Source organism: Algoriella sp. (assembly GCF_036647415.1).
In the GTDB taxonomy this organism is placed as follows: domain Bacteria; phylum Bacteroidota; class Bacteroidia; order Flavobacteriales; family Weeksellaceae; genus Empedobacter.
In genome coordinates this window covers 67612-87603 of the sequence record NZ_JAVXKG010000011.1, presented here as the reverse complement: position 1 = coordinate 87603, position 19992 = coordinate 67612, and the positions used below count along the sequence as shown (strand labels likewise).

Sequence of the window (19992 nt, the reverse complement as noted above, 5' to 3'; positions counted from 1 at the left end):
ATCCAAAATTCACGTAACTTCGTTACTAAATTTTGGACTATCACAAATCCGACGACCGTTAGCGGTAATCTTTAAAAAAATGGAATTAATCGACACAAATATCTTATACTACAAGCATAAGAATTCTAAATATAAAATTGATATAAAAGACAAAAATATTTGCTCAATAAATGCTCTTGAATTTTTAAAGAATATAGAAAAAGTGCATACGAATTCAGCTAAATATTATATACCCGTTAATACTGGCTTAAATGTTCACTTTGGAATGTTACTTTCTAAATTCCACAAAAATCGAGCTTTTAATAAAAGATTATCAGATAGCATAACATTTGAATTCAACAATGATTTTCCAAGTTACAATCTATATAACAATATATCTGTACAACATATAATTAATAATAAAGAAAGAGAACTTTTAAAGGCTTCAATTGACTTTTTACCAAAAGAAGATTTTAAAGATATTAATTCTAAATATAATTTCTTAATAGATTATAATTTGAATTGTATTTCACTCGACCAATCAGATGTCGATTTATCAATGGAATTGTTAAGTAAATTTCTGCTGAAACATTCTCTGAAAGAAGATTTTAGAAATTGTTGGAACGATTTATTAATTGCTTCAGTAGCTGTTAATAGAAATTTGAATTTGGTTTCAAATGACAAATTACTTAATCAGTTTGTTTCATCAGAATTTGGCATTAAAGAGAAAAAAATAACAGATAAAATTACGGAATACAACTTTTCTTCAAATCTAGTAACTGAAAGAAAACACGAGAAATTTGAAAGTAAAGGTTACGTAAATAGAAGTTGGAATTATAGAATGAAAACAAAATAAGACTACCGCTAACATCAGTTTGGCAAAATGCGGGGGTTCGTAAAAAATTGAACTTCTATCCATTTATTCCGCAAAATGCTTTTCATATTGTTTTTTTCCTTAATTTAGACAATAAGAAAAAGCATTTGCTACGTTTTGGAATTATTGAACTTTCAGTTCTAAAATTCCCGCACTTCGCAAAGCCTTTTTCCGTTAGCGGCAATGCTCAAACCATCCGTAAATACAAGATTTTGTAAATAATGAAAGCATTTGATTATAATGGAACTTATGCCGATTGCTATGCATTAAATAACAATCGAAACGAAAAATTTATATTTGAATTCCTGAATCATTTCATTCCTGAAAGAAATGAAAGCACAAGTGAATATGAATATCCACAATATGAAGATGAAACAGAATTTATTTTTCAAAGTGATTATCAAATAATAAAATTCTTAATTCAAAATCCAAATGCCGAATATTCACTTTATTGGAATAATACAAGAAACGAAGACTTAAAAGGAGCAATGATTATTTTCACAACTGATAAGAAAATAATATTTGGTTTATTCTGTAATACTTTAAAAAGTAGTACTAAAATTGAAGATGAATATTACCACAAACTTAAATTATTCACTCAAAGTCAGTATGGATATATAACTTATGAACAAATTCCAGAAATGGATACAAATGAATTTATAAAAATCGCAACAAAAATATTATAAAAAACACTACAGCTAACATTGTTTTTACAAAAAAAAACGGGCTGAAAGTAAACTTTCAACCCAGATTTTTCCGCCCGCAAAAATTACTTTTATAAAAACTTCTACTTAAATTAGTTTTATAAAATGAGCAATTTACTTGAACGTACGAAATTGAACTTCATTCAAATTCTACCCGTTCTTCGCAAATACAAAACTCGTTATAGGCAAGCTTAAACCTAACTTAAACTTCAATTATGGAAATTAAATTGAAAAATGGAATTGGTAACTTGAAATTTGGAATGACTGAAAATGAAATTATTAAAATATTAGGAAAACCAAATAAAAGGTTTGTAGACGAAGATGATGATAATCAAATAATTTCTGAATGTAATGATAAGAAATTAAGGTTAACATTTTATAAAAATTTTGAAAATAGATTAGGTTACTTAAGAACCAAAAATGAGAATTTAACTTTTAACCAGAATAAAATTATTGGACAAAAAACTGCAGTAGTTAAAAATTATTTTAAAAATGAAATAATTAATTGGAAAATTACTGAATATCATTTTTTTGTTGATTATTTTAACGAAAATTACTGGCTAAGCCTACATTCAGAATTTGCAAACATTGTAAATTTCGAAATGGGTGTTCCCTTCAATGAAAACGAAGAATATGATTGGCCAGAATTAAGCCTGCCTATAACAAGGGTTTGGCGCAATGGCGGGTGAAGTGCTTCATTGAAGTTTCGGCTTTTTATTCCGCAAAAAGCCAATTACATTGACTTTTTTCTTAAATTTACTCAAGTAATTGGCTTTTGCTTACTGTTTCGCTAAGCCCCGAAACATTAGCTATAATCTTATGAAAATAATCGTACCAATAATAGTTTTAATATTTTTTTCGCTGACAAATTGTAAAATAAAAAATATACTTCAAAACAAATCTGAATATGAACCCATTGCTGGAGTTTCAATTCCAATGGAAAAGGAAGAAATAAAATATTGGGACTCATTATGCAATACTGAAACAAAAAGAGCTGAAATTGATATTAGAAAAAATAAATTAGTTTACACTCATTTATTTGGAATGGTGGAAAATTATAGTAGTAACCTTGAAATGGATTCACTACTCGCTAAAAAATTCATTGCTACAGAAGAAAATGGATATTACTGTACCATTCCTTGGGAAAAACAGAATTGTTACGGAAAAAAAATGGAAAATGAAATTGCTTTGAGACATGGAATTAAGTTCATTGATTCCTTAAGACAAGTTGCGGAAAATATTTACGTTTCAAAACATAGAAATGATATTTTTAAATTTGAAGATTGTGATATGACATCAAGGTATTATGGCACAGATGACTATTCAGAATTTTTTGACAACTATAGAAAAGATTTTTTTAAAGGTTTTAAATATCCTGAAGAATTCAAATACAAAGGTGAAAAATATTATTCGTACTCAAATGCTGATTTTATACTGCACAAAGATGAAAGCATCTCTAATTTAGAAATAAGCTCAACTTTTCAAAATAAGAAAAATGAAAAATTCCGAAAAGAAATTGAAAAGCAAATTGAAAATTTCGTTAGAAAAGCAAAATGGAAACCTGCAACAGCTCGTGGAACTATCGTAAATAGTGAAATGAGTTTAACTTTTCATTACAAATAAAAAAACTACAGCTAACATTGTATTTACAAAAAAGATGACAAACAAAAGAAAAAGAAACAACTCTGAATCAAAATTAACATTCCATAAATTAGATTGGCTAGAATATTTAACAATTGGTTTAGCGTTATGGTTTATGTTTTATCCTCATCCATATAAAATCCTCTTCACTATTCTATTAATCATTCCAATCTTCGGAATAATTTTAAATGGAATTAATGGAAGACCAAGTATTGCTAGTTTAGTAGAAATAACGAAAGAAAATAATAAATCTAAAAAATATGATGTAGCAGATTTTATTGATGTTGCTGCTTGGATAATATTATTAAGAGTAATTTTAGATTATGAGTTTGAAAACTTCTACAGTTTAATTATTCCAGGTATTTTAGGATTTATAATAATTATTATTCTTTTATTAACAACACACAAAATCATTGAAAAAACAAATAAAAATAAAACTTGGATTTATCTTTCTCTTACTTTTAATATCTTCATTTATAGTTTTGCGGGAGTATATGGGATAAACTGTATATATGATGATTCTGATCCAAAAGTATATGACGTAAAAGTGTTAGATAAAAGTATATCAAAAGGAAGAAGATCGACAACTTATAATCTGAAAATTCAGCCTTGGGGACATCATTATGACAGTGAAAATATTTCTGTTTCTAAAGAACAATTTGATGAAACATTTGTAGGAGAAACAGTGAAAATTGATCTGAAACAAGGACTCTTTAACATTCCTTGGTATTATGTTGAATAAAAACGTCACATAACATAGGTTTTGCAAAATGCAGGGTTTAGTGCAAAGTTCAACTTCTACTCTATTTATTCCGCAAAATGCTTTTCATATTATTTTTTCTTAACTTAGTTTCATTGAAAAAGTTTTGTGCTTCAATTGCCCCACCATTGTAAAGCCCCGAAACGTCATGTGCCACTTTATAAAAACCGAAAACTTAATGACAATTTCAACTAACATATTAAACGTAAATCGACAGAAACTTCTGAATGCATTTCCGACAGAATTAAAGCAAGATGTTGAAATTGTTGTGAATTTTTTGCTTGATAAGAACTTTGACATACATCCAACAGTTGTGCAAGAAGTAATTTTGAATGGACAAAAATTAATAATACCAGGACGAGTTTATTTTGACAATCTGAGTGATACAACAGGAAATAATTTGACACTCAAGCAACAAACTATTCTAAACTGTATTTATTTAAGACATCATAATGGTTTTGTTAGACAAAAACGATTAGAAAAATTAGTTGATAATATAGAAGATTATTTTGTAATTCCTTATATTTTTCAGCTTTTAGGAGAGTATGTTATAGAAATTTTAGAAGTTGTTGACAAACATATTAATGACAAGACAATTAATAATTATTTGAAATTTTTTATTGAAAATCCTAAATACAGACAACAAACAGAAAGTCGAATGATAAGTTACTGGAACGTATATTATAGACGAACAAAACACAAAAAATTGAATGACTACATTGGACGACAAATATTCAACCGAATAAAAAAAGCGAACACCTAACAAGAGGTTTGCAATAGTAGGCTAACAAACAAAGGCTCAACAATTGTTCTTCAATTCAAGTTTTGTGCTTCTTTTATCCGTCTTCGTCAAGCTTGGAAACATTAGCTAAAAACAGAAATCAATCTTACACCGAAACCTAATACATGAAAAGAAAACCTTTAGAAATTATAGCATTCGTTATTTTATTTATTCCATTGCTTATTTATCCGTTTATTATATTTGCTAATATCATGTCATTTGCAGGTCATAAATCGCCCAATACGCCCATTAGTACACTAATTATCTTATATTCATTTATGATTATTACCACATTATACCCAATATCCTACTTTTTGAGTTTGATCGTCTATATAAATAAGAAAAAACCAGCTTTAATTTTTATTCCATTTATTCATTTGCTACTTTCCATTATCTTTTTCATTTTATGGTCAAATACAGGAAGTTAAATTATCATATAAATACTAAGTTTATAAACCGAAATCACTTTTCTAATAATAAACTAATCAGATAATCTCTAAAAAATAGTGATGATAAAAAAATACAATAGGTTTGCAATGCAGACCTATTTTTATTTAGCGCGGTTACATCTTATAAAAACTAAATATCATGACTTAAAAACATCAAACTATAAATTGCGTGAATTTTCACACGAATCATTAGCGTTAAATAGTTTAACACTCACGTTTTGATAAACTTAACAACTATGTAAAAGAAAAAAATAGATATTCGTAGAAGCTTTGATTAAACTATGAAAAAACTATTTTACCTATTTACACTTTTTACAATTGTAGTTAATGCCCAAATTGTCAACCTAAAAATTATTGATTTATCAGATAATTTACCTCTTGATGATGCAGATATTTATTTCAGAAATTCAACAAAAAATTTCGTTTCAGACATGGAAGGAAAAACGATAGTTGATTTGAGTAATGTTGCGCAAACAGATGAATTGATTGTATCGAAAAAAGACTATCAAAATACAACGATTAAAGTTTCTGATTTAAAATCTGAAATGAACATTAAACTTGAAAAAGTAAACGAAATTGAACTGAAAGAAGTATTTGTAACCAACTTAAAAGCCGAAGATATTTTAAAAAAAGTAATAGAGAATTATGCTAAAAACTTCAACACAGAAGAACATTATTACAAAATAAATTTTATGCGTGAAGCTGTTATAGATTCCGTTAACAGAGATTTGATTAATGTCGATTTACAGTTTAGATTTAAGAAAGATCAAGTGAAAATACATTCGAATAATGTTGTTAATGAAAGAATTATTGGAGAAGGTTCAAAATTGAATAGCTCATATAGTATGTTTCAGTATTTTAAAAATATTTCTCTTTTAGAAGTTACGAAAAGTATGTTAAATAGATTTGGTGAAAAATATTACGATGAAGAATATGTTCAAATTTCTAAATATGCTGATAAATACATGTATGAGATTGAATTTAGCAATCAGCAATCAAAAGTGAAGAATTGGTTTTTAATCGATAAAGAAACTTTTGCGATTGTAGAACATCAATCAAAAATGGAAAATGTAGAATATAAAAAAAGTAATGATATTGTAGTTTATTATGATCAGATTTATAAATATAGACCTTTTCAAGGAAAATGGATATTAAAAGAAACTTCATCAACATCCAGCACAATTTATTTAGATAATGAAAAAATTAAACATGTATTTGATGTAAAAGTAAACCTCGAAGTAAAAGATTTCAACTCTCAACCTTTCCCAGAATTCAAGAAGTCTGTCAATGAAAAAATGGATATAAGAAGAAGTTTTAATTAAATATAATAACAAAAAAATGAGAAATATCGTAATAGCAATCATATTGTTTTTAACAATTAATCTTTCGGCACAAGCAAAAAAAGAAAGTATACGCGCAACCTACAAAGCAGAATTTATTTTTGATTATGAACAATCAAAAGACATGTTTCCGAAAGATGTTCAACCTGTTTTCAAAAAAGCCATAGATAGAGGTGTTTTTGTTGATTTCATTTTAGAAAGTAACAACGAATTATCCATTTTCAAAGCAGATATTAAGCTTAATAATGCGCAAGATGAAGCAGATATGATTGTGCAAGAAGTTTTAAAATCTGAACAAAATCCGTTGTACAAAGATTTTTCTAAAAATGAATATATAAACAATTTGACATCAACGTAAAAACATATTTAGTAAAAGATAATTTACCAGATTTTCATTGGAAATTAACAAAAGAAAAATCGGTAATTAATGGCTACAATGCTGTAAAAGCTATTGGTACAGATGAACAAGGAAATGAATTTTCGGCTTGGTATTCTACAGATATAAAATACAAAGATGGACCTCATAATTTTGCAAATTTACCAGGATTAATCTTACAAGCAGAAGTAATTACGCCATATTTCAAAACAATTTTCAAAATAAATCATCTCGAAATTCTAAAAGAAAATCTTAAAATAAGTTTACCAACTAAAGGTAAAATTGTCACTTTTCAGGAAATGAGAAAAGAATTGAACGAGGCTAATAAACCAGTCAATGAAGGAGTTGAAAAATAACAATGATTCATCTTTTTTTTTGTTTTCTTTAATAATTAATAATAAAATTTAAGATTAATTTCACTTTTCGCATGTAACTTTTTGTATAGCTGTGCGTCTTATTTGTAAATAACCCAATAGAATGAAGAAAATTTTCCTCCCTATATTCTGTTGCGTGGCTTTACAAGTTTACGCACAACAAGAAGTAAAAGGAACTATAAACTACTCCAACCAAACACCTGTTGCATTAGCTGATGTAATCATAATGAATGGTGAAAAAATTGTAGACGAAGTGTCTACAGATGAGAATGGGCATTATTCAACAACACTAGAAGAAGGTAATTACACAATCCGTGTAGAAGAAGCTGGTAAAATATTGCACACACAACAAATTATTGTTCAGAATAACCAAGAAATAGGAGTAATTATTGTTCCGAAAACCGATAATGTTGATCTAAAAGAAGCTGTTGTAACAAGTCAAAAAAAGCTAATTGAAAAGAAAGTTGATCGATTAGTTTTTAATGTCGATATGGCCGAAGGTGCAAAAGGAGGAAATGCTTTAGATGCACTAAAATTAGCTCCAAGAATAAAAGTTGACGAAAGTACAGATGCAATTTCTATTATCGGAAAAGGCTCTATTACTGTAATGATTAACGACCGATTGATGCAAATGGATGCTTCACAATTGGCAAATTATCTGAAAACAATTAGAACAGAAGATATCGATAAAATTGAAGTGATTACAAATCCTCCTGCAAAATATGATGCAACTGGAAATAGTGGAATTGTAAACATTGTATTGAAAAATGCAAAACAAGAAAGCCTTAATGGATCTGTATCTACATCTTATAACAAGCAAAAATATGGTGGTTATAATCTTAACGGAAGTGTCAATTTCCGAAAAGGAAAATGGACTTTAATTTCTAATATCTATAATGGAAATGGATCTTGGTACAATGAAAATCGTGAAAAAAGACTTTACGAAAATGAACATTGGCTGAAAAATGGTTTTAATAAAAATGATAATGATTACGTTGGTGGAAAAATTGGTGTTGACTATGAAATCAATGATAAATTAATTACTGGTTTCAATCTTGATATCGGCGATGGTGGTGGAAATTATGACAGTAAAAATGTAACAAGTGTTTTTAATGTTCCTCAAAATAAAATAGAAAAATATATTACAACCGATAGAAATGGTTCTAGTTGGAGTTGGAATTATATTGGTTTTAATTATCATATTATCAAAAAATTCTCAACTGAAGGTAAAAAATTAACTTTCGATTTTGATTATTCAAACAATGGTGGTGATGAAGTTTCAAAAGCTTTAAGCAACGAATTTGATCCAAATTGGAATGAAATTGATGGAAAATATCAAGATAATAATGCAAAAGTAAAAAGATCTTCAAATCGATATAATTTGAGTATCGATATGGAGCAACCTATTAAGGAATGGAAAATGAATTATGGAACACGTCTACGATGGGCACAAGACCAAACCGATAATTTACGCACAAATAAAACAACACTAACCGAGCCTTTAACACAAAATAAATACCAGTACAATGAAAATGTATATGCGTTGTATTATTCTGTTGAGAGAAAATTAGGCGAAAAATGGACTGCAAAAGCTGGTTTAAGATATGAGCATGCAGAAGTAGAAGGTTTAATGAAATCGGATAATTTCGAATATTCAAAAAAGTTTGATGGCTTATATCCTACTGCTTATTTGATGTATCAAGCTTCGGAAAATCATTCATTTACCTTAAATTACTCTCGTCGCGTAGATCGTCCATTTATTTGGTACCTAAATCCATTAGAGATTAAAGAAAATGATTATAATATCTCTACAGGAAACCCCAATTTATCACCTTCCAATTCGAGTAATTTCGAATTAGAATATGCGTACAAAGACATCAGTATAACGAGCCTTTATTATCGTTTAGCTAATGATATTTTCGAACAAGTTAATCTTATCGATCCTGATACAAAAATATCTACATCAAAACCATACAATTTAGGTAAAACATACAGTTTTGGTGTAAGCGAGAACTTGAATGTAAAACCTACAAAATGGTGGAAATTAAATGTTGCTGCAGATGTTTTTTACCGTAAAACAACTAGTATAATTCCTGAGATAGAAGATCTTGATGGACTAAATAGTGAGTTTCGTATTACAAATAATTTAGATTTGAATAAGAAAAAAACACTCTTTGCTAATTATTCGTTCAACTATTACACTAAAAGTATTGAAAACTTAACAACTGTAACAGATTTTATGCGACATAATGCAGGATTACGCGCCATGATTTTCAATAAAAAACTTCAATTATCATTGAATGTAAATAATATTTTCGCAAATAAAAATCCAATATATTCATCTGTTTCAAATAAAGTTTTTAATCAAAATGAATATACAGCTTATCGACAATTTCGTTTCGGAATTACCTATAATTTCGGAAAACAATTCAATATCGAACGTTCTAAATCTAACCAAGAACAAAGCGGTGGAAAAGGTTAAAATTTATTCCTGAAAAAAAACCTGAACATTGATTTGTTCAGGTTTTTATATTTTTTACTAAAAATTAAATCTTAAATAGAATAATTTCTGTTTCCGAAAATAGAACTTCCAATGCGAACCATCGTACTTCCCTCCTCTATTGCAAGCTGGTAATCTCCAGACATTCCCATAGATAAAACAGAAATATTAGTGTTATTTTTTTTCACTTCATCAAAGTTAGATTTCAGTGTTTTAAATTCATTTCTGATTTGATTTTCATCATCTGTAAATGTTGCCATTCCCATCAATCCAACAACACGAATATTTGGTAAATCTTGAATTTCTTCTTGCAATATTTGTTGAATTTCTTCTTTATCCAAACCAAATTTCGTTTCCTCATCTGCAATAAATTGTTGTAATAAAACATCTATCACACGGTTATTTTTTTCGGCTTGTTTATTTATTTCTTTCAACAATTTTAGACTATCAACACCATGAATCAAATGCACAAAACTTGCCATATATTTCACCTTATTGGTTTGTACATGACCTATCATATGCCAACGAATATCCTTTGGTAGGACTTCGTATTTATCACTCATTTCTTGTATTTTATTTTCTCCAAAATCTCGCATTCCCGCATCATAAGCTTCTTGCAAATCTTCTACAGGTTTAGTTTTAGAAACTGCAACAAGCGTTACATGTGAAGGAATTGTTGCTTCAATTCTTTTTAAATTATTTTGAATACTCATTATTTTTTTATTCTTTCAAATCAAAAATTGGAAATCCGCTCAAAGGTTTTGGTTCTATATAAGTACTTTTTGGAGGCATTTTAAGCCCTAAATCAGCTATTAATTGTAAATCTTTAACATTTACTGGATAGAAAGCAAAAGCTGCAACATAATCATTGTTATCAACTTTATTTTTCAATGCTTCTACACCAGATTTGTCACGCGTACCATATTCATAATGAACGCGTTTATCTTTTTTAGTATCTTTTATCTCTAAAATATTTTTCAGAATACTTTCTTCAAAAATATAGGTATCAAGTTCGCTCAAACCTTTTGTTGTAAGTAAACTATTCTTTACAAAAAGACTGTAAAATTCTCCATCTAAATACATCACAATATGATGTTTTTTAGTTGGAATAATTATTTCACTTCCTTTCGGAAAAATTTCAAATGATTCTTCCAAAGCTTGTAAAAATTCTTTTGAAGATAAACCGTTCAAATCTTTAATTAATCGATTATAATCATTTATAATCAAATCGTCATTGGTAACTAAAAGTGCTAAAGTATAATTAAATGCTTCATTTCCATAAACTTCATCTTCAGAATTCTTGCGTGCATGTTTTGTATATCGCTCAGAACTTTCCATACGATGATGTCCATCTGCAATATATAATTCTTCTAACCTTTCAATAGAATCTTTTATTTGCTTAATATTAAGCCTATTATCTACACGCCATAATGAGTGTTGCGTACCATTTTCTTCCGAAAATTTCAGAATTGGTTTACGCTTCATTTCCGTATCAATTAACAAATCAACACGTTGAACTCTGTTATACGTTAATAAAATTGGTTCTGCATGAAAATGACTTTCTTTCAAATAATCTGCAAATAAATTTACACGACGCTCTAAAGTTTCTTCATGACGTTTTATTTTATTTTCTTTGTAATCATCTATATCAACTAAACCCAACAATCCTTTTGTTACACGACCATCTGGCTGTGAAACTTGATAAATATAGAAAGATGATTTGTCTTGAACTAAGACTTTTCTTGAAATAAAATCATCAAAATTCTTTCTTACTTTACTAAATTTTTCTTTAGAATCTTCTATCGTATCGTCCCAAGTTGGCAATATAATATGCAAAAAAGTATCATCTTTAGATTTTAAAGTTTGATCTAACTCCTCTTTCGTATATTGATTTATAGCAAGAGTTACAAAACTCTGCGAAGTTTCTTCTGTAGGACGAATTCCTTTAAATGGTTTAAATTGAGGCATTTTAATAGTTTTATTTAAGAAAAATTGATTAGTTGTATAGAATTAACCATAAATCTCGATGATTTGTGCGGCTAATTCTGTTCCAATTCGGTCTTGCGCTTCATTTGTAGAACCTGCAATATGTGGCGACAAAGATAAAGCTTCATTCATTAATAATCCCATTTCTGGTGTTGGTTCATTCTCAAAAACATCTAAAGCTGCACCAGCAACTTTACCATCTTCTATCGCATCAACCAATGCTTTTTCATCGATAACACCTCCACGAGCAGTATTAACCACTACAACACCATCTTTCATCTTCGCAAATTCTTTTTCTCCTAAAATATATCCATCTTGCGAAGGAACGTGTAATGTGATGAAATCTGCTTTAGAAATTACTTCATCAAAACTAACAGATGTTATGGTAAATGTTACTTTTTGACCATCAAAAAATTCTAATTCAATATCGCGTGTCGCAGGAAATTTATCATAAACTAAAATATTCATTCCCAAACCGATTGCTTCACGAATTACTTCTACACCAATTCGTCCGAAACCAATTACACCCATAGTTTTCCCTCTTAATTCGATTGCTTTTGCATAGGCTTTTTTCAATCCATTGAAGTTAGAATCTCCCTCTAAAGGCATATTGCGATTTGATTGATGCAAATTACGAACGATAGAAAAAATATGTGCAATTACAAACTCTGCCACAGATTGTGATGAAGATGCTGGAGTATTAATGACTTGAATACCTTTTTCGCGGGCATAATCTACATCGATATTATCCATACCAACACCTCCACGACCAATAATTTTAAGATTAGTTGCATCTATCAATGGTTGGCGAACTTTGGTTGCAGAACGCACCAAAAGGACTTCTATTCCTTTGTCGTTAATATAATTTTCTAATTGTTCTTGTGCTACGTGAGCAGTTATTACTTCGAAACCTTTTGCTTCTAAAGCTTCTTGTCCTGCTTTAGAAATTCCGTCGTTTGCTAATATTTTCATGTTTATAATAGTAATTAGTAAAAAGTAATTAGTAATTAGTTAGCTCTAAGGACTAAAATCTAATTACTAACTACTCTATATATTTTTATCCAAATTTTTGTTCAAATTGTTTCATTACGTCTACCAAAACTTGTACAGACTCTAATGGTAAAGCATTGTACATAGAAGCGCGGTAACCACCAACGTCGCGATGTCCTGTTAAAGAATCTACACCAGCTTGTTTTAATAAAACTTCAAATTCTGCTTTTAAATCTTCGTTATTTAATACAAATGTTGCATTCATTTGCGACCTATCTTCTATGTTTGCAGTTCCTGTAAACAAACCATTACGGTCTATTTCAGCGTACATTGTATCTGCCTTTGTTGTATTTATTTTTGCAATTGCATCTACTCCACCTTGCTCTTTCAACCATTGTAAATTTAGCATTACACCGTAAATTGCAATAACTGGCCAAGTATTGAAAGATGATTCATTCTTAATATGTGTTGCGTAGTTCAAATAATCAGGAATATTACGACCTGTTTTTCCTAAAATATCTTTCTGAACAATTGCCATTGTAGAACCAGCTGGTCCCATATTTTTCTGAGCTCCGGCATAAATCACTCCAAATTTAGAAACATCAACTTTACGAGATAATATGTCAGATGACATATCGCAAACCGTTGGTACTGGAGAGTCTGGAAACTCTTTCATTTGTGTACCAAAAATTGTATTGTTTGATGTGCAATGAAAATAATCTACGTCAGTTGGAATTGTATATCCTTTTGGAATGTATGAATAATTTTTGTCCTGAGATGAAGCAATTAATTCAATTTCTCCGAAACGTTTTGCCTCTTTTATCGCATTTTCAGCCCATTTACCCGTCTGTGTATATGCTGCTTTTCCTCCTTCTTTCAATAAATTGTATGCAACAATTGGAAATTGTAATGAAGCACCACCTTGCATAAAAATGACATCGTGAGTTTCGGGAACATTCATTAACTCTTTTACTAAAGCTCTTGCTGTATCAATCACTTCTACAGCATCTTTACGACGATGAGAAATTTCTAAGATTGATGTTCCAGAATTGTTAAAATCTAAAATAGCTTCTGCCATTTTATCGAAAACAACCTGTGGTAAAATACATGGTCCTGCGCTAAAATTGTGAATTTTCATAATGATTTGTTGTGTGTTGTGTTTGTTTTTACTGTAACAAATATACTAAATCAAATGCTCAAATAAAGAGATTAAATGATTGACTTTTTAACAGACTACAAACAAAAAACCCCAAACAGAATTTGTTTAGGGTTTTCATATAATTTTATAAAATATTATTTTAGTATTGAATGAAATCAACATTCATTTCTTCTGCTTTTCTTTTATAATAACCATCTGCCAATTTTTCTTTAATTTCAGCAAATGAGTTTAATGTATATTCGATGTGCTCATCTTCGTGAGCTGCTGTAGGAATAATACGGAAAATAATCATTCCTTTTGGAATTACAGGATAAATTACAACAGAAACAAAAATACCGTATTCTTCACGCATTTCTTTTGCTAAAATAGTTGCTTCAATAGTAGATCCTTGTAAAACAATTGGCGTAACACATGTATTAGAACCTCCAATATCAAAACCACGCTCTTGTAAACCTGTTTGAATTTTTTCTACATTTTTCCATAACTTGTCTTTAAGTTCTGGATGATTTCTTAATAATTCAAGACGTTTTAAACCTCCGATTACCATTGGCATTGTCAAAGATTTAGCAAATACTTGAGAACGTAAGTTATATTTCAAAATACGAATAATATCTTTGTTTCCTGCGATAAAAGCACCAAAACCAGCCATAGATTTAGCAAAAGTAGAGAAATAAATATCAATTGCATCTTGACATTCTTGCTCTTCTCCAGCTCCAGCTCCAGTTTTACCTAAAGTACCAAAACCGTGTGCATCATCTACTAATAAACGGAATTTGTATTCGTCTTTGAAAGCCGCAATCTCTTTCAAGATTCCTTGTTTACCTGTCATTCCGAAAACACCTTCAGTTATTACTAAAACACCACCTCCTTGTCTGTCAGCAATTTTACGCGCACGAATAATTGTTTTTTCAAAACTTTCGATGTTATTGTGTTGATAGATAAAACGTTTACCAAAATGTAAACGTACACCATCTACGATACAAGCATGACATTCAGCATCATATACGATTACATCGTTTTTAGAAACTAATGCATCAATTGTAGATACCATACCTTGGTATCCAAAATTTAATAAATAAGATGATTCTTTTTGAACAAAATCAGCCAATTCTTGCTCTAATTGTGCATGAAAATCTGTTTGTCCAGACATTGCACGAGCTCCCATTGGATAAGCCATACCGTATTCTGCAGCTGCATCAGCATCTGCTTTACGAACTTCTGGGTGATTAGCTAAACCTAGATAGTTATTAATTGACCAAGTAATAACTTTTTTACCTTGAAATTCCATTACTGGACCTATTTCTCCTTTTAATTGAGGAAAAACATAATATCCTTCACCGTAATCAGCAAATTGACCTAATGGTCCAGGGTTTTGTTTTAAACGTTCAAAAATGTCCATTTTATTTTGTTTATTTTTTTATTAATTGAAAAAAAGTAGAAAGATGAAATAATACTTTCATCACTCTACTTTATTACTATTTTTTTACAAATATAATCATTATTATTATACGCGCTCTACAGTAGCTCTTGACTCTAAGCCATTTAACCTACTATTCGTAAAGCCTTGTTCTACCATCCAATCATCGCTAAAGACTTTTGTCATATAACGTGATCCGTGATCAGGGAACAAAATAACTGCTAAAGAATTTTCGTCAAATTCTCCTTGCTCAGCTAGTTGTCTGTATGCTTGTGTAGCAGCACCAGAAGTATATCCCGCCATAATTCCTTCTTTCAAAGCAATTTCTCTTGTACGGTAAGCCGCTTCTTCGTCTGTTACTTTTACAAATTTATCAACCATACTAAAATCTAAAGCGCCAGGAACTAAATTTTTTCCCATTCCTTCGATTCTGTAAGGATAAATTTCATTTGGATCTACTTCTCCCGTTTCATGGTAAGATTTTAAGATTGATCCGTATGCATCAACTCCAATGATTTTTACATCTGGGTTTAATTCTTTAATAAAACGTGCACTACCTGTCAAAGTTCCTCCTGTACCTGTACAACCGATTAAGTGTGTTATTTTACCTTCCGTTTGATTCCAGATTTCAGGACCTGTTGTTAAATAGTGAGCTTCTGTATTCCCTTGATTAAAATATTGATTAATATATAGAGAATTAGGTGTTTCGGCAGCAATACGCTTTGCAACTTCGTAGTATGATCTAGGATCATCTGCGGCTACATTAGCAGGACACAAAAATACTTTTGCTCCCATTGCTTTCAAAAACGAGATTTTCTCAGCTTTAGTTTTATCCGATACCGCTAAGATACATTTATAACCTTTTACGATAGCAACCATTGCCACAGCAAATCCAGTATTACCCGATGTTGTTTCTACAATTGTAGCACCTGGTTGTAACAAACCTTTTTCTTCAGCCTCTTCTATAATATGTAAAGCTATTCTGTCTTTTGTTGAGTGTCCAGGATTGTAACACTCTAACTTTGCATAAACTTCGCCCGGAATGTCTTGGTTAATTCTGTTTAATTGAACTAATGGAGTTTCTCCAATTAACTCTAAAACGTTTTTATATTTACCAGTCATTTCACAAATATTCTTTTCTAACAAAAAGCAAAATTAAGGATTTTTTAATTAATTGTTAAAAGATTAACGTATTAAATTAATCATATTGCAATATTTTTAAAAAATCATCATCAATTTCACGTTGTTAAATTACTTATTATTTAAATTAAAAATATGTTCTAAGATCTTTTTATCAGTAGCTGTTAAATCTACTTTTCTTCTCTCCATCATCTTTTCTGCTGCTTCACAAGCGCGATCAAAACTAAAAATTGGTGCATCAGAATTCCCACCCCAACTGTAGTGTTTTATCAAGTTTGGAGGAAACCCAGATTGAAAAACGTTGGCACAAACTCCAACAACCGTACCAGTATTAAATTGTGTATTAATTGCAGATTTGGCATAATCTCCCATTATCAAACCACAAAATTGTAAACCAGTTTTCACAAATCTACTTTCTTTGTAGCTCCATAATTTTACTTCTGCATAATTATTTTTTAGGTTAGAATTATTTGTATCTGCACCTAAATTACACCATTCACCAATTACTGCATTTCCTAAAAATCCGTCGTGTCCTTTGTTAGAATAAGCCATTAAGATTGCATTATTCAATTCACCACCAACTTTACAATATGGTCCAATTGTACAACCTGAATAAATTTTTGCTCCCATGTTAATTTTACCATGTTCGCATAAAGCTAAACCTCCTCTAATCATAGATCCTTCCATTATTTCTGCATCTTTACCAATATAAATTGGACCTTCGGAAGCATTAAGAATGGCAAATTCTACTTTTGCACCTTCTTCTAAAAATATTTTTTCTGGATGTAAAACTCGGTTAGTTGATGATATTGGCTGAGATGTTTTTCCTGCTGTTAATAATTCAAAATCAAATTCGATTGCTTGAAAATTATAGGTAAACAAATCCCAAGAATTTTTTATATGAATTAATTCTTCTTCAAAAAGAACCAAATCATTAGTAATTATTGGCTCATTATCTACTGTTTTTACCGCAACCAATTTGTCATTATATACAATTGATTGCCCAATAGCTAATGATTCTATAGTTTCAACTAATTTCTTTGAAGGAAAAAATGAGGGATTGATAAATATATTTTCTGATTGAATACTAATTGGAAATTTTTCCGCTAAATAAGGTACCGTCTCGTAAGAAATAGTCGTTTTTAACAATTTTTCCCAACGTTCGATAAAAGTTAAAACACCCATTCGTAATGAAGCCACTGGCTTTGTAAACGTAAGTGGTAAAAGGTTTTCCCTTTCCTCACCATCAAAAAGAACTATATTCATCTTTTAAGAATTTGTGCAAATTTAGAAAATTAAATTTTATAAGCCCTAAAATAGGGTTATATTATCTTATTTCCATAGCCTAAAATAAATCATTCAAAATATTTGGTCTGTATCAAAAGGTGTGCGTAATTTTAGGCACATTTTAATAAAATATTTCTACTTTGAAATCAGCTCCAATTCATTTCGGGTCAATCGCCTACATTTTAGACGATTACCTTGCTAATAATTCATTTTCGACTATCTTTTTTTTAGTAGACGAAAACACGCATATTCACTGTTTACCTCTACTATTAGCAGATTTAGACAATCTTTCTGCGTATGAAATCTTGGAAATTGACTCAGGCGAAGACAATAAAAACATTGATACGGTAACTAATCTTTGGCTTGCTTTGAGTGATTTGGGTGCTGATCGACACGCATTAGTTATAAATGTTGGTGGTGGCGTTTTGACAGATATGGGAGGTTTTATGGCTTCAACTTTTAAACGTGGTATTAAATTCATCAATATTCCCACAACTTTATTATCTATGGTTGACGCGTCTGCTGGTGGTAAAAACGGAATTGATTTAGAAGGAATGAAAAATATGGTTGGTACATTTAATCAACCAGAAATGGTTTTGGTTGATCCAAAATTTTTATTAACCTTAGAACAGCGTCAAGTAAAATCTGGTCTAGCAGAAATGCTAAAACATGGTTTAATCAAAAATCGTGATCATTGGGATAATTTAGTACAATTACCTTCTCATGATGCAGAAGCATTGGCGCCATTTATTATGGATTCTATTCATCTAAAAGAAAATGTGGTAGAAAATGATCCGTATGAAAAAGGTGAACGTAAAATATTAAATTTTGGTCATACAATTGGTCATGCAATAGAAAGTGAGTCATTAGAAACTGATTTTCCTCTTTTACATGGTGAAGCAATTGTTATCGGAATGATTATCGAAACTTTTTTGAGTTACGAACAAGAATTAATTTCGAAAGCCGATGTAGAAGAAGTTTGTGAAAGTTTTGCCTCTATGTATGTTTTAAATACAATTGATATGCAAATTTTCCCTAACTTAATGCAATGGATGAAACACGACAAAAAGAACCAAAATAATTCGATCAACTTTAGCTTAATCAATAAAATTGGATCATGTCGTTATGATGTAGTTTGCACCGAAGAAGAGATTAGACAAGCTTTTGATAAATATAACCAATGGATTGGGTAACAAGAAAGTGTTCATTTTTAATAAATATTGTGATTATGAGTTTTTTTCTTAACTCTTGTACATCACTTTTTAAAAAAGATGAACCTATAAAAGTAACAACAAATACAATTACAATGGATAATAACCCTAAGTTTAACGTAAACAAAAGTGACGAAGAATGGCAAAAAGAACTTTCTCCAGAACAATATTATGTGATGCGAGAAGCGGGAACAGAACGCCCATTTACAGGAAAATTTAACATGCATTTCGAAGATGGTGTTTATACTTGCGGCGCTTGTGGCGAAGAATTATTTACATCTTCATCAAAATTTGATGGACATTGTGGTTGGCCAAGTTTTGACAAAGAAATTGTAGAAGGTAAAATTGTAGAACACGTAGATACTTCACACGGAATGAAGCGTACAGAAATTCTTTGTGGAAACTGCGGAAGTCATTTAGGACACGTTTTCGACGATGGACCAACAGAAACTGGTTTACGTTATTGTGTGAACTCTTTATCATTAGATTTTAAACCAGAAGAAAAATAATCACAAGCTGTTTTATAACAGCTTTTTTTAGCATTCAGAAATAAATCTGAATAATTAATTTTAATAAAAAATAATATGAAAATCCTTCGATATCTTATCATTCTTATCCTTCTACTATTAATTTACAACGGTACATACAATTATAATTTAATGGTTAATTTTAGTACTACAGATCGCCCTGTTAACCCATTACGTTATGCTTTTTTTGGATTTTATTTTGTTTTGATTTTAATTAATCTTATCCAATTTATTCGAGGAAAATTCAATTATGGATCTTTCAAAAAAATGTTTTATTACTTGATTTTTGCAGGATATTTAGCATGTATTTTCATGTTCAAATACAATGATTATCACATTCCAGGATTACCGCTTTTAGGTTATTTCACTCTTGTAGGAATTACAATTTTCATGTTGAGTTTGATGCTTAAAAACAAACCAGCTTATAAAAGAGTTGAGAAAAAATAACATTTCATAAAATTAAAAAGTCGCTAATTAGCGACTTTTTTTTATCTTAA

Annotated in this window: 20 protein-coding genes; 13 read left to right on the top strand and 7 right to left on the bottom strand. The window is 29.8% G+C overall.

Annotation, left to right across the window (positions count from 1 at the left end):
- The 10 genes from RSC72_RS06820 to RSC72_RS06780 all read left to right on the top strand — a co-directional run.
- A partial coding sequence (locus RSC72_RS06820) for a hypothetical protein (protein ID WP_332546176.1) occupies nt 1-835 on the top strand: 835 nt, incomplete at its 5' end.
- Nucleotides 836-1074: 239 nt separating this feature from the next.
- On the top strand, nt 1075-1539 hold the full coding sequence (locus RSC72_RS06815; protein ID WP_332546177.1) for a hypothetical protein: 465 nt from the start codon (nt 1075-1077) through the stop codon (nt 1537-1539).
- Nucleotides 1540-1772: 233 nt separating this feature from the next.
- Nucleotides 1773-2246 (top strand): hypothetical protein, encoded by a 474-nt coding sequence (locus RSC72_RS06810; protein WP_332546178.1) that lies wholly within the window; start codon nt 1773-1775, stop codon nt 2244-2246.
- A gap of 130 nt (nt 2247-2376) precedes the next feature.
- On the top strand, nt 2377-3180 hold the full coding sequence (locus RSC72_RS06805) for a hypothetical protein (protein ID WP_332546180.1): 804 nt from the start codon (nt 2377-2379) through the stop codon (nt 3178-3180).
- A 34-nt stretch (nt 3181-3214) separates the two neighbouring features.
- Nucleotides 3215-3940 carry a hypothetical protein gene (locus tag RSC72_RS06800; RefSeq protein ID WP_332546182.1) on the top strand — a complete coding sequence of 242 codons (726 nt, stop codon included), beginning with the start codon at nt 3215-3217 and terminating at the stop codon, nt 3938-3940.
- Nucleotides 3941-4136: 196 nt separating this feature from the next.
- A complete protein-coding gene (locus RSC72_RS06795; protein WP_332546183.1) occupies nt 4137-4721 on the top strand; it encodes a hypothetical protein in 585 nt (194 codons plus the stop codon).
- Between the two features lie 748 nt (nt 4722-5469).
- Entirely contained in the window at nt 5470-6510 is a 1041-nt protein-coding gene (locus RSC72_RS06790) for a hypothetical protein (RefSeq protein WP_332546187.1), read from the top strand.
- A gap of 16 nt (nt 6511-6526) precedes the next feature.
- The gene (locus tag RSC72_RS06785) at nt 6527-6886 is read left to right on the top strand and encodes a hypothetical protein (RefSeq protein WP_332546189.1); all 360 of its coding nucleotides are present in this window, start codon (nt 6527-6529) and stop codon (nt 6884-6886) included.
- Nucleotides 6859-7260, top strand: coding sequence for a GLPGLI family protein (locus RSC72_RS15840; RefSeq protein ID WP_442879427.1), 402 nt, complete (start codon nt 6859-6861; stop codon nt 7258-7260). The genes RSC72_RS06785 and RSC72_RS15840 overlap by 28 nt, the downstream gene beginning before the upstream one ends.
- Before the next feature lie 121 nt (nt 7261-7381).
- Nucleotides 7382-9760 (top strand): outer membrane beta-barrel family protein, encoded by a 2379-nt coding sequence (locus RSC72_RS06780; protein WP_332546190.1) that lies wholly within the window; start codon nt 7382-7384, stop codon nt 9758-9760.
- A gap of 71 nt (nt 9761-9831) precedes the next feature.
- Here the strand turns inward: RSC72_RS06780 and RSC72_RS06775 are convergent, their stop codons facing one another.
- The 7 genes from RSC72_RS06775 to RSC72_RS06745 all read right to left on the bottom strand — a co-directional run bounded on the left by RSC72_RS06775 (nt 9832) and on the right by RSC72_RS06745 (nt 17736).
- A complete protein-coding gene (locus RSC72_RS06775; RefSeq protein ID WP_332546192.1) occupies nt 9832-10491 on the bottom strand; it encodes a YggS family pyridoxal phosphate-dependent enzyme in 660 nt (219 codons plus the stop codon).
- Between the two features lie 7 nt (nt 10492-10498).
- Complete coding sequence (locus RSC72_RS06770; RefSeq protein WP_332546194.1) at nt 10499-11746, bottom strand: DUF1015 domain-containing protein; 1248 nt, start codon at nt 11744-11746, stop codon at nt 10499-10501.
- Between the two features lie 42 nt (nt 11747-11788).
- Entirely contained in the window at nt 11789-12736 is a 948-nt protein-coding gene (locus RSC72_RS06765) for a D-2-hydroxyacid dehydrogenase (protein WP_332546195.1), read from the bottom strand.
- An 85-nt stretch (nt 12737-12821) separates the two neighbouring features.
- Entirely contained in the window at nt 12822-13892 is a 1071-nt protein-coding gene (gene serC, locus RSC72_RS06760; protein WP_332543675.1) for a 3-phosphoserine/phosphohydroxythreonine transaminase, read from the bottom strand.
- A 160-nt stretch (nt 13893-14052) separates the two neighbouring features.
- Nucleotides 14053-15312 (bottom strand): aminotransferase class I/II-fold pyridoxal phosphate-dependent enzyme, encoded by a 1260-nt coding sequence (locus RSC72_RS06755; RefSeq protein WP_332543676.1) that lies wholly within the window; start codon nt 15310-15312, stop codon nt 14053-14055.
- 105 nt (nt 15313-15417) lie between these two features.
- Nucleotides 15418-16452 (bottom strand): PLP-dependent cysteine synthase family protein, encoded by a 1035-nt coding sequence (locus tag RSC72_RS06750; RefSeq protein WP_332543677.1) that lies wholly within the window; start codon nt 16450-16452, stop codon nt 15418-15420.
- Between the two features lie 129 nt (nt 16453-16581).
- The gene (locus RSC72_RS06745; protein WP_332543678.1) at nt 16582-17736 is read right to left on the bottom strand and encodes a GlmU family protein; all 1155 of its coding nucleotides are present in this window, start codon (nt 17734-17736) and stop codon (nt 16582-16584) included.
- Between the two features lie 161 nt (nt 17737-17897).
- On the opposite strand from RSC72_RS06745, the gene aroB reads away from it, so the two are divergent.
- From aroB to RSC72_RS06730, 3 genes are all read left to right on the top strand, one after another.
- Nucleotides 17898-18950 (top strand): 3-dehydroquinate synthase, encoded by a 1053-nt coding sequence (gene aroB / locus RSC72_RS06740; protein ID WP_332543679.1) that lies wholly within the window; start codon nt 17898-17900, stop codon nt 18948-18950.
- Between the two features lie 113 nt (nt 18951-19063).
- Nucleotides 19064-19477 (top strand): peptide-methionine (R)-S-oxide reductase MsrB, encoded by a 414-nt coding sequence (gene msrB / locus RSC72_RS06735; RefSeq protein WP_332543727.1) that lies wholly within the window; start codon nt 19064-19066, stop codon nt 19475-19477.
- A gap of 75 nt (nt 19478-19552) precedes the next feature.
- Complete coding sequence (locus tag RSC72_RS06730; RefSeq protein ID WP_332578455.1) at nt 19553-19942, top strand: hypothetical protein; 390 nt, start codon at nt 19553-19555, stop codon at nt 19940-19942.
- Nucleotides 19943-19992: the final 50 nt, after the last annotated feature.

What these genes read in the sequence shown, in the direction of transcription:
- RSC72_RS06815 (WP_332546177.1), top strand. Translation starts at nt 1,075, where the DNA reads ATGAAAGCATTTGATTATAATGGAACTTATGCCGATTGCTATGCATTA.
- RSC72_RS06810 (WP_332546178.1), top strand. Translation starts at nt 1,773, where the DNA reads ATGGAAATTAAATTGAAAAATGGAATTGGTAACTTGAAATTTGGAATG.
- RSC72_RS06805 (WP_332546180.1), top strand. Translation starts at nt 2,377, where the DNA reads ATGAAAATAATCGTACCAATAATAGTTTTAATATTTTTTTCGCTGACA.
- RSC72_RS06800 (WP_332546182.1), top strand. Translation starts at nt 3,215, where the DNA reads ATGACAAACAAAAGAAAAAGAAACAACTCTGAATCAAAATTAACATTC.
- RSC72_RS06795 (WP_332546183.1), top strand. Translation starts at nt 4,137, where the DNA reads ATGACAATTTCAACTAACATATTAAACGTAAATCGACAGAAACTTCTG.
- RSC72_RS06790 (WP_332546187.1), top strand. Translation starts at nt 5,470, where the DNA reads ATGAAAAAACTATTTTACCTATTTACACTTTTTACAATTGTAGTTAAT.
- RSC72_RS06785 (WP_332546189.1), top strand. Translation starts at nt 6,527, where the DNA reads ATGAGAAATATCGTAATAGCAATCATATTGTTTTTAACAATTAATCTT.
- RSC72_RS06780 (WP_332546190.1), top strand. Translation starts at nt 7,382, where the DNA reads ATGAAGAAAATTTTCCTCCCTATATTCTGTTGCGTGGCTTTACAAGTT.
- RSC72_RS06775 (WP_332546192.1), bottom strand. Translation starts at nt 10,491, where the DNA reads ATGAGTATTCAAAATAATTTAAAAAGAATTGAAGCAACAATTCCTTCA.
- RSC72_RS06770 (WP_332546194.1), bottom strand. Translation starts at nt 11,746, where the DNA reads ATGCCTCAATTTAAACCATTTAAAGGAATTCGTCCTACAGAAGAAACT.
- RSC72_RS06765 (WP_332546195.1), bottom strand. Translation starts at nt 12,736, where the DNA reads ATGAAAATATTAGCAAACGACGGAATTTCTAAAGCAGGACAAGAAGCT.
- serC (WP_332543675.1), bottom strand. Translation starts at nt 13,892, where the DNA reads ATGAAAATTCACAATTTTAGCGCAGGACCATGTATTTTACCACAGGTT.
- RSC72_RS06755 (WP_332543676.1), bottom strand. Translation starts at nt 15,312, where the DNA reads ATGGACATTTTTGAACGTTTAAAACAAAACCCTGGACCATTAGGTCAA.
- RSC72_RS06750 (WP_332543677.1), bottom strand. Translation starts at nt 16,452, where the DNA reads ATGACTGGTAAATATAAAAACGTTTTAGAGTTAATTGGAGAAACTCCA.
- RSC72_RS06745 (WP_332543678.1), bottom strand. Translation starts at nt 17,736, where the DNA reads ATGAATATAGTTCTTTTTGATGGTGAGGAAAGGGAAAACCTTTTACCA.
- msrB (WP_332543727.1), top strand. Translation starts at nt 19,064, where the DNA reads ATGGATAATAACCCTAAGTTTAACGTAAACAAAAGTGACGAAGAATGG.
- RSC72_RS06730 (WP_332578455.1), top strand. Translation starts at nt 19,553, where the DNA reads ATGAAAATCCTTCGATATCTTATCATTCTTATCCTTCTACTATTAATT.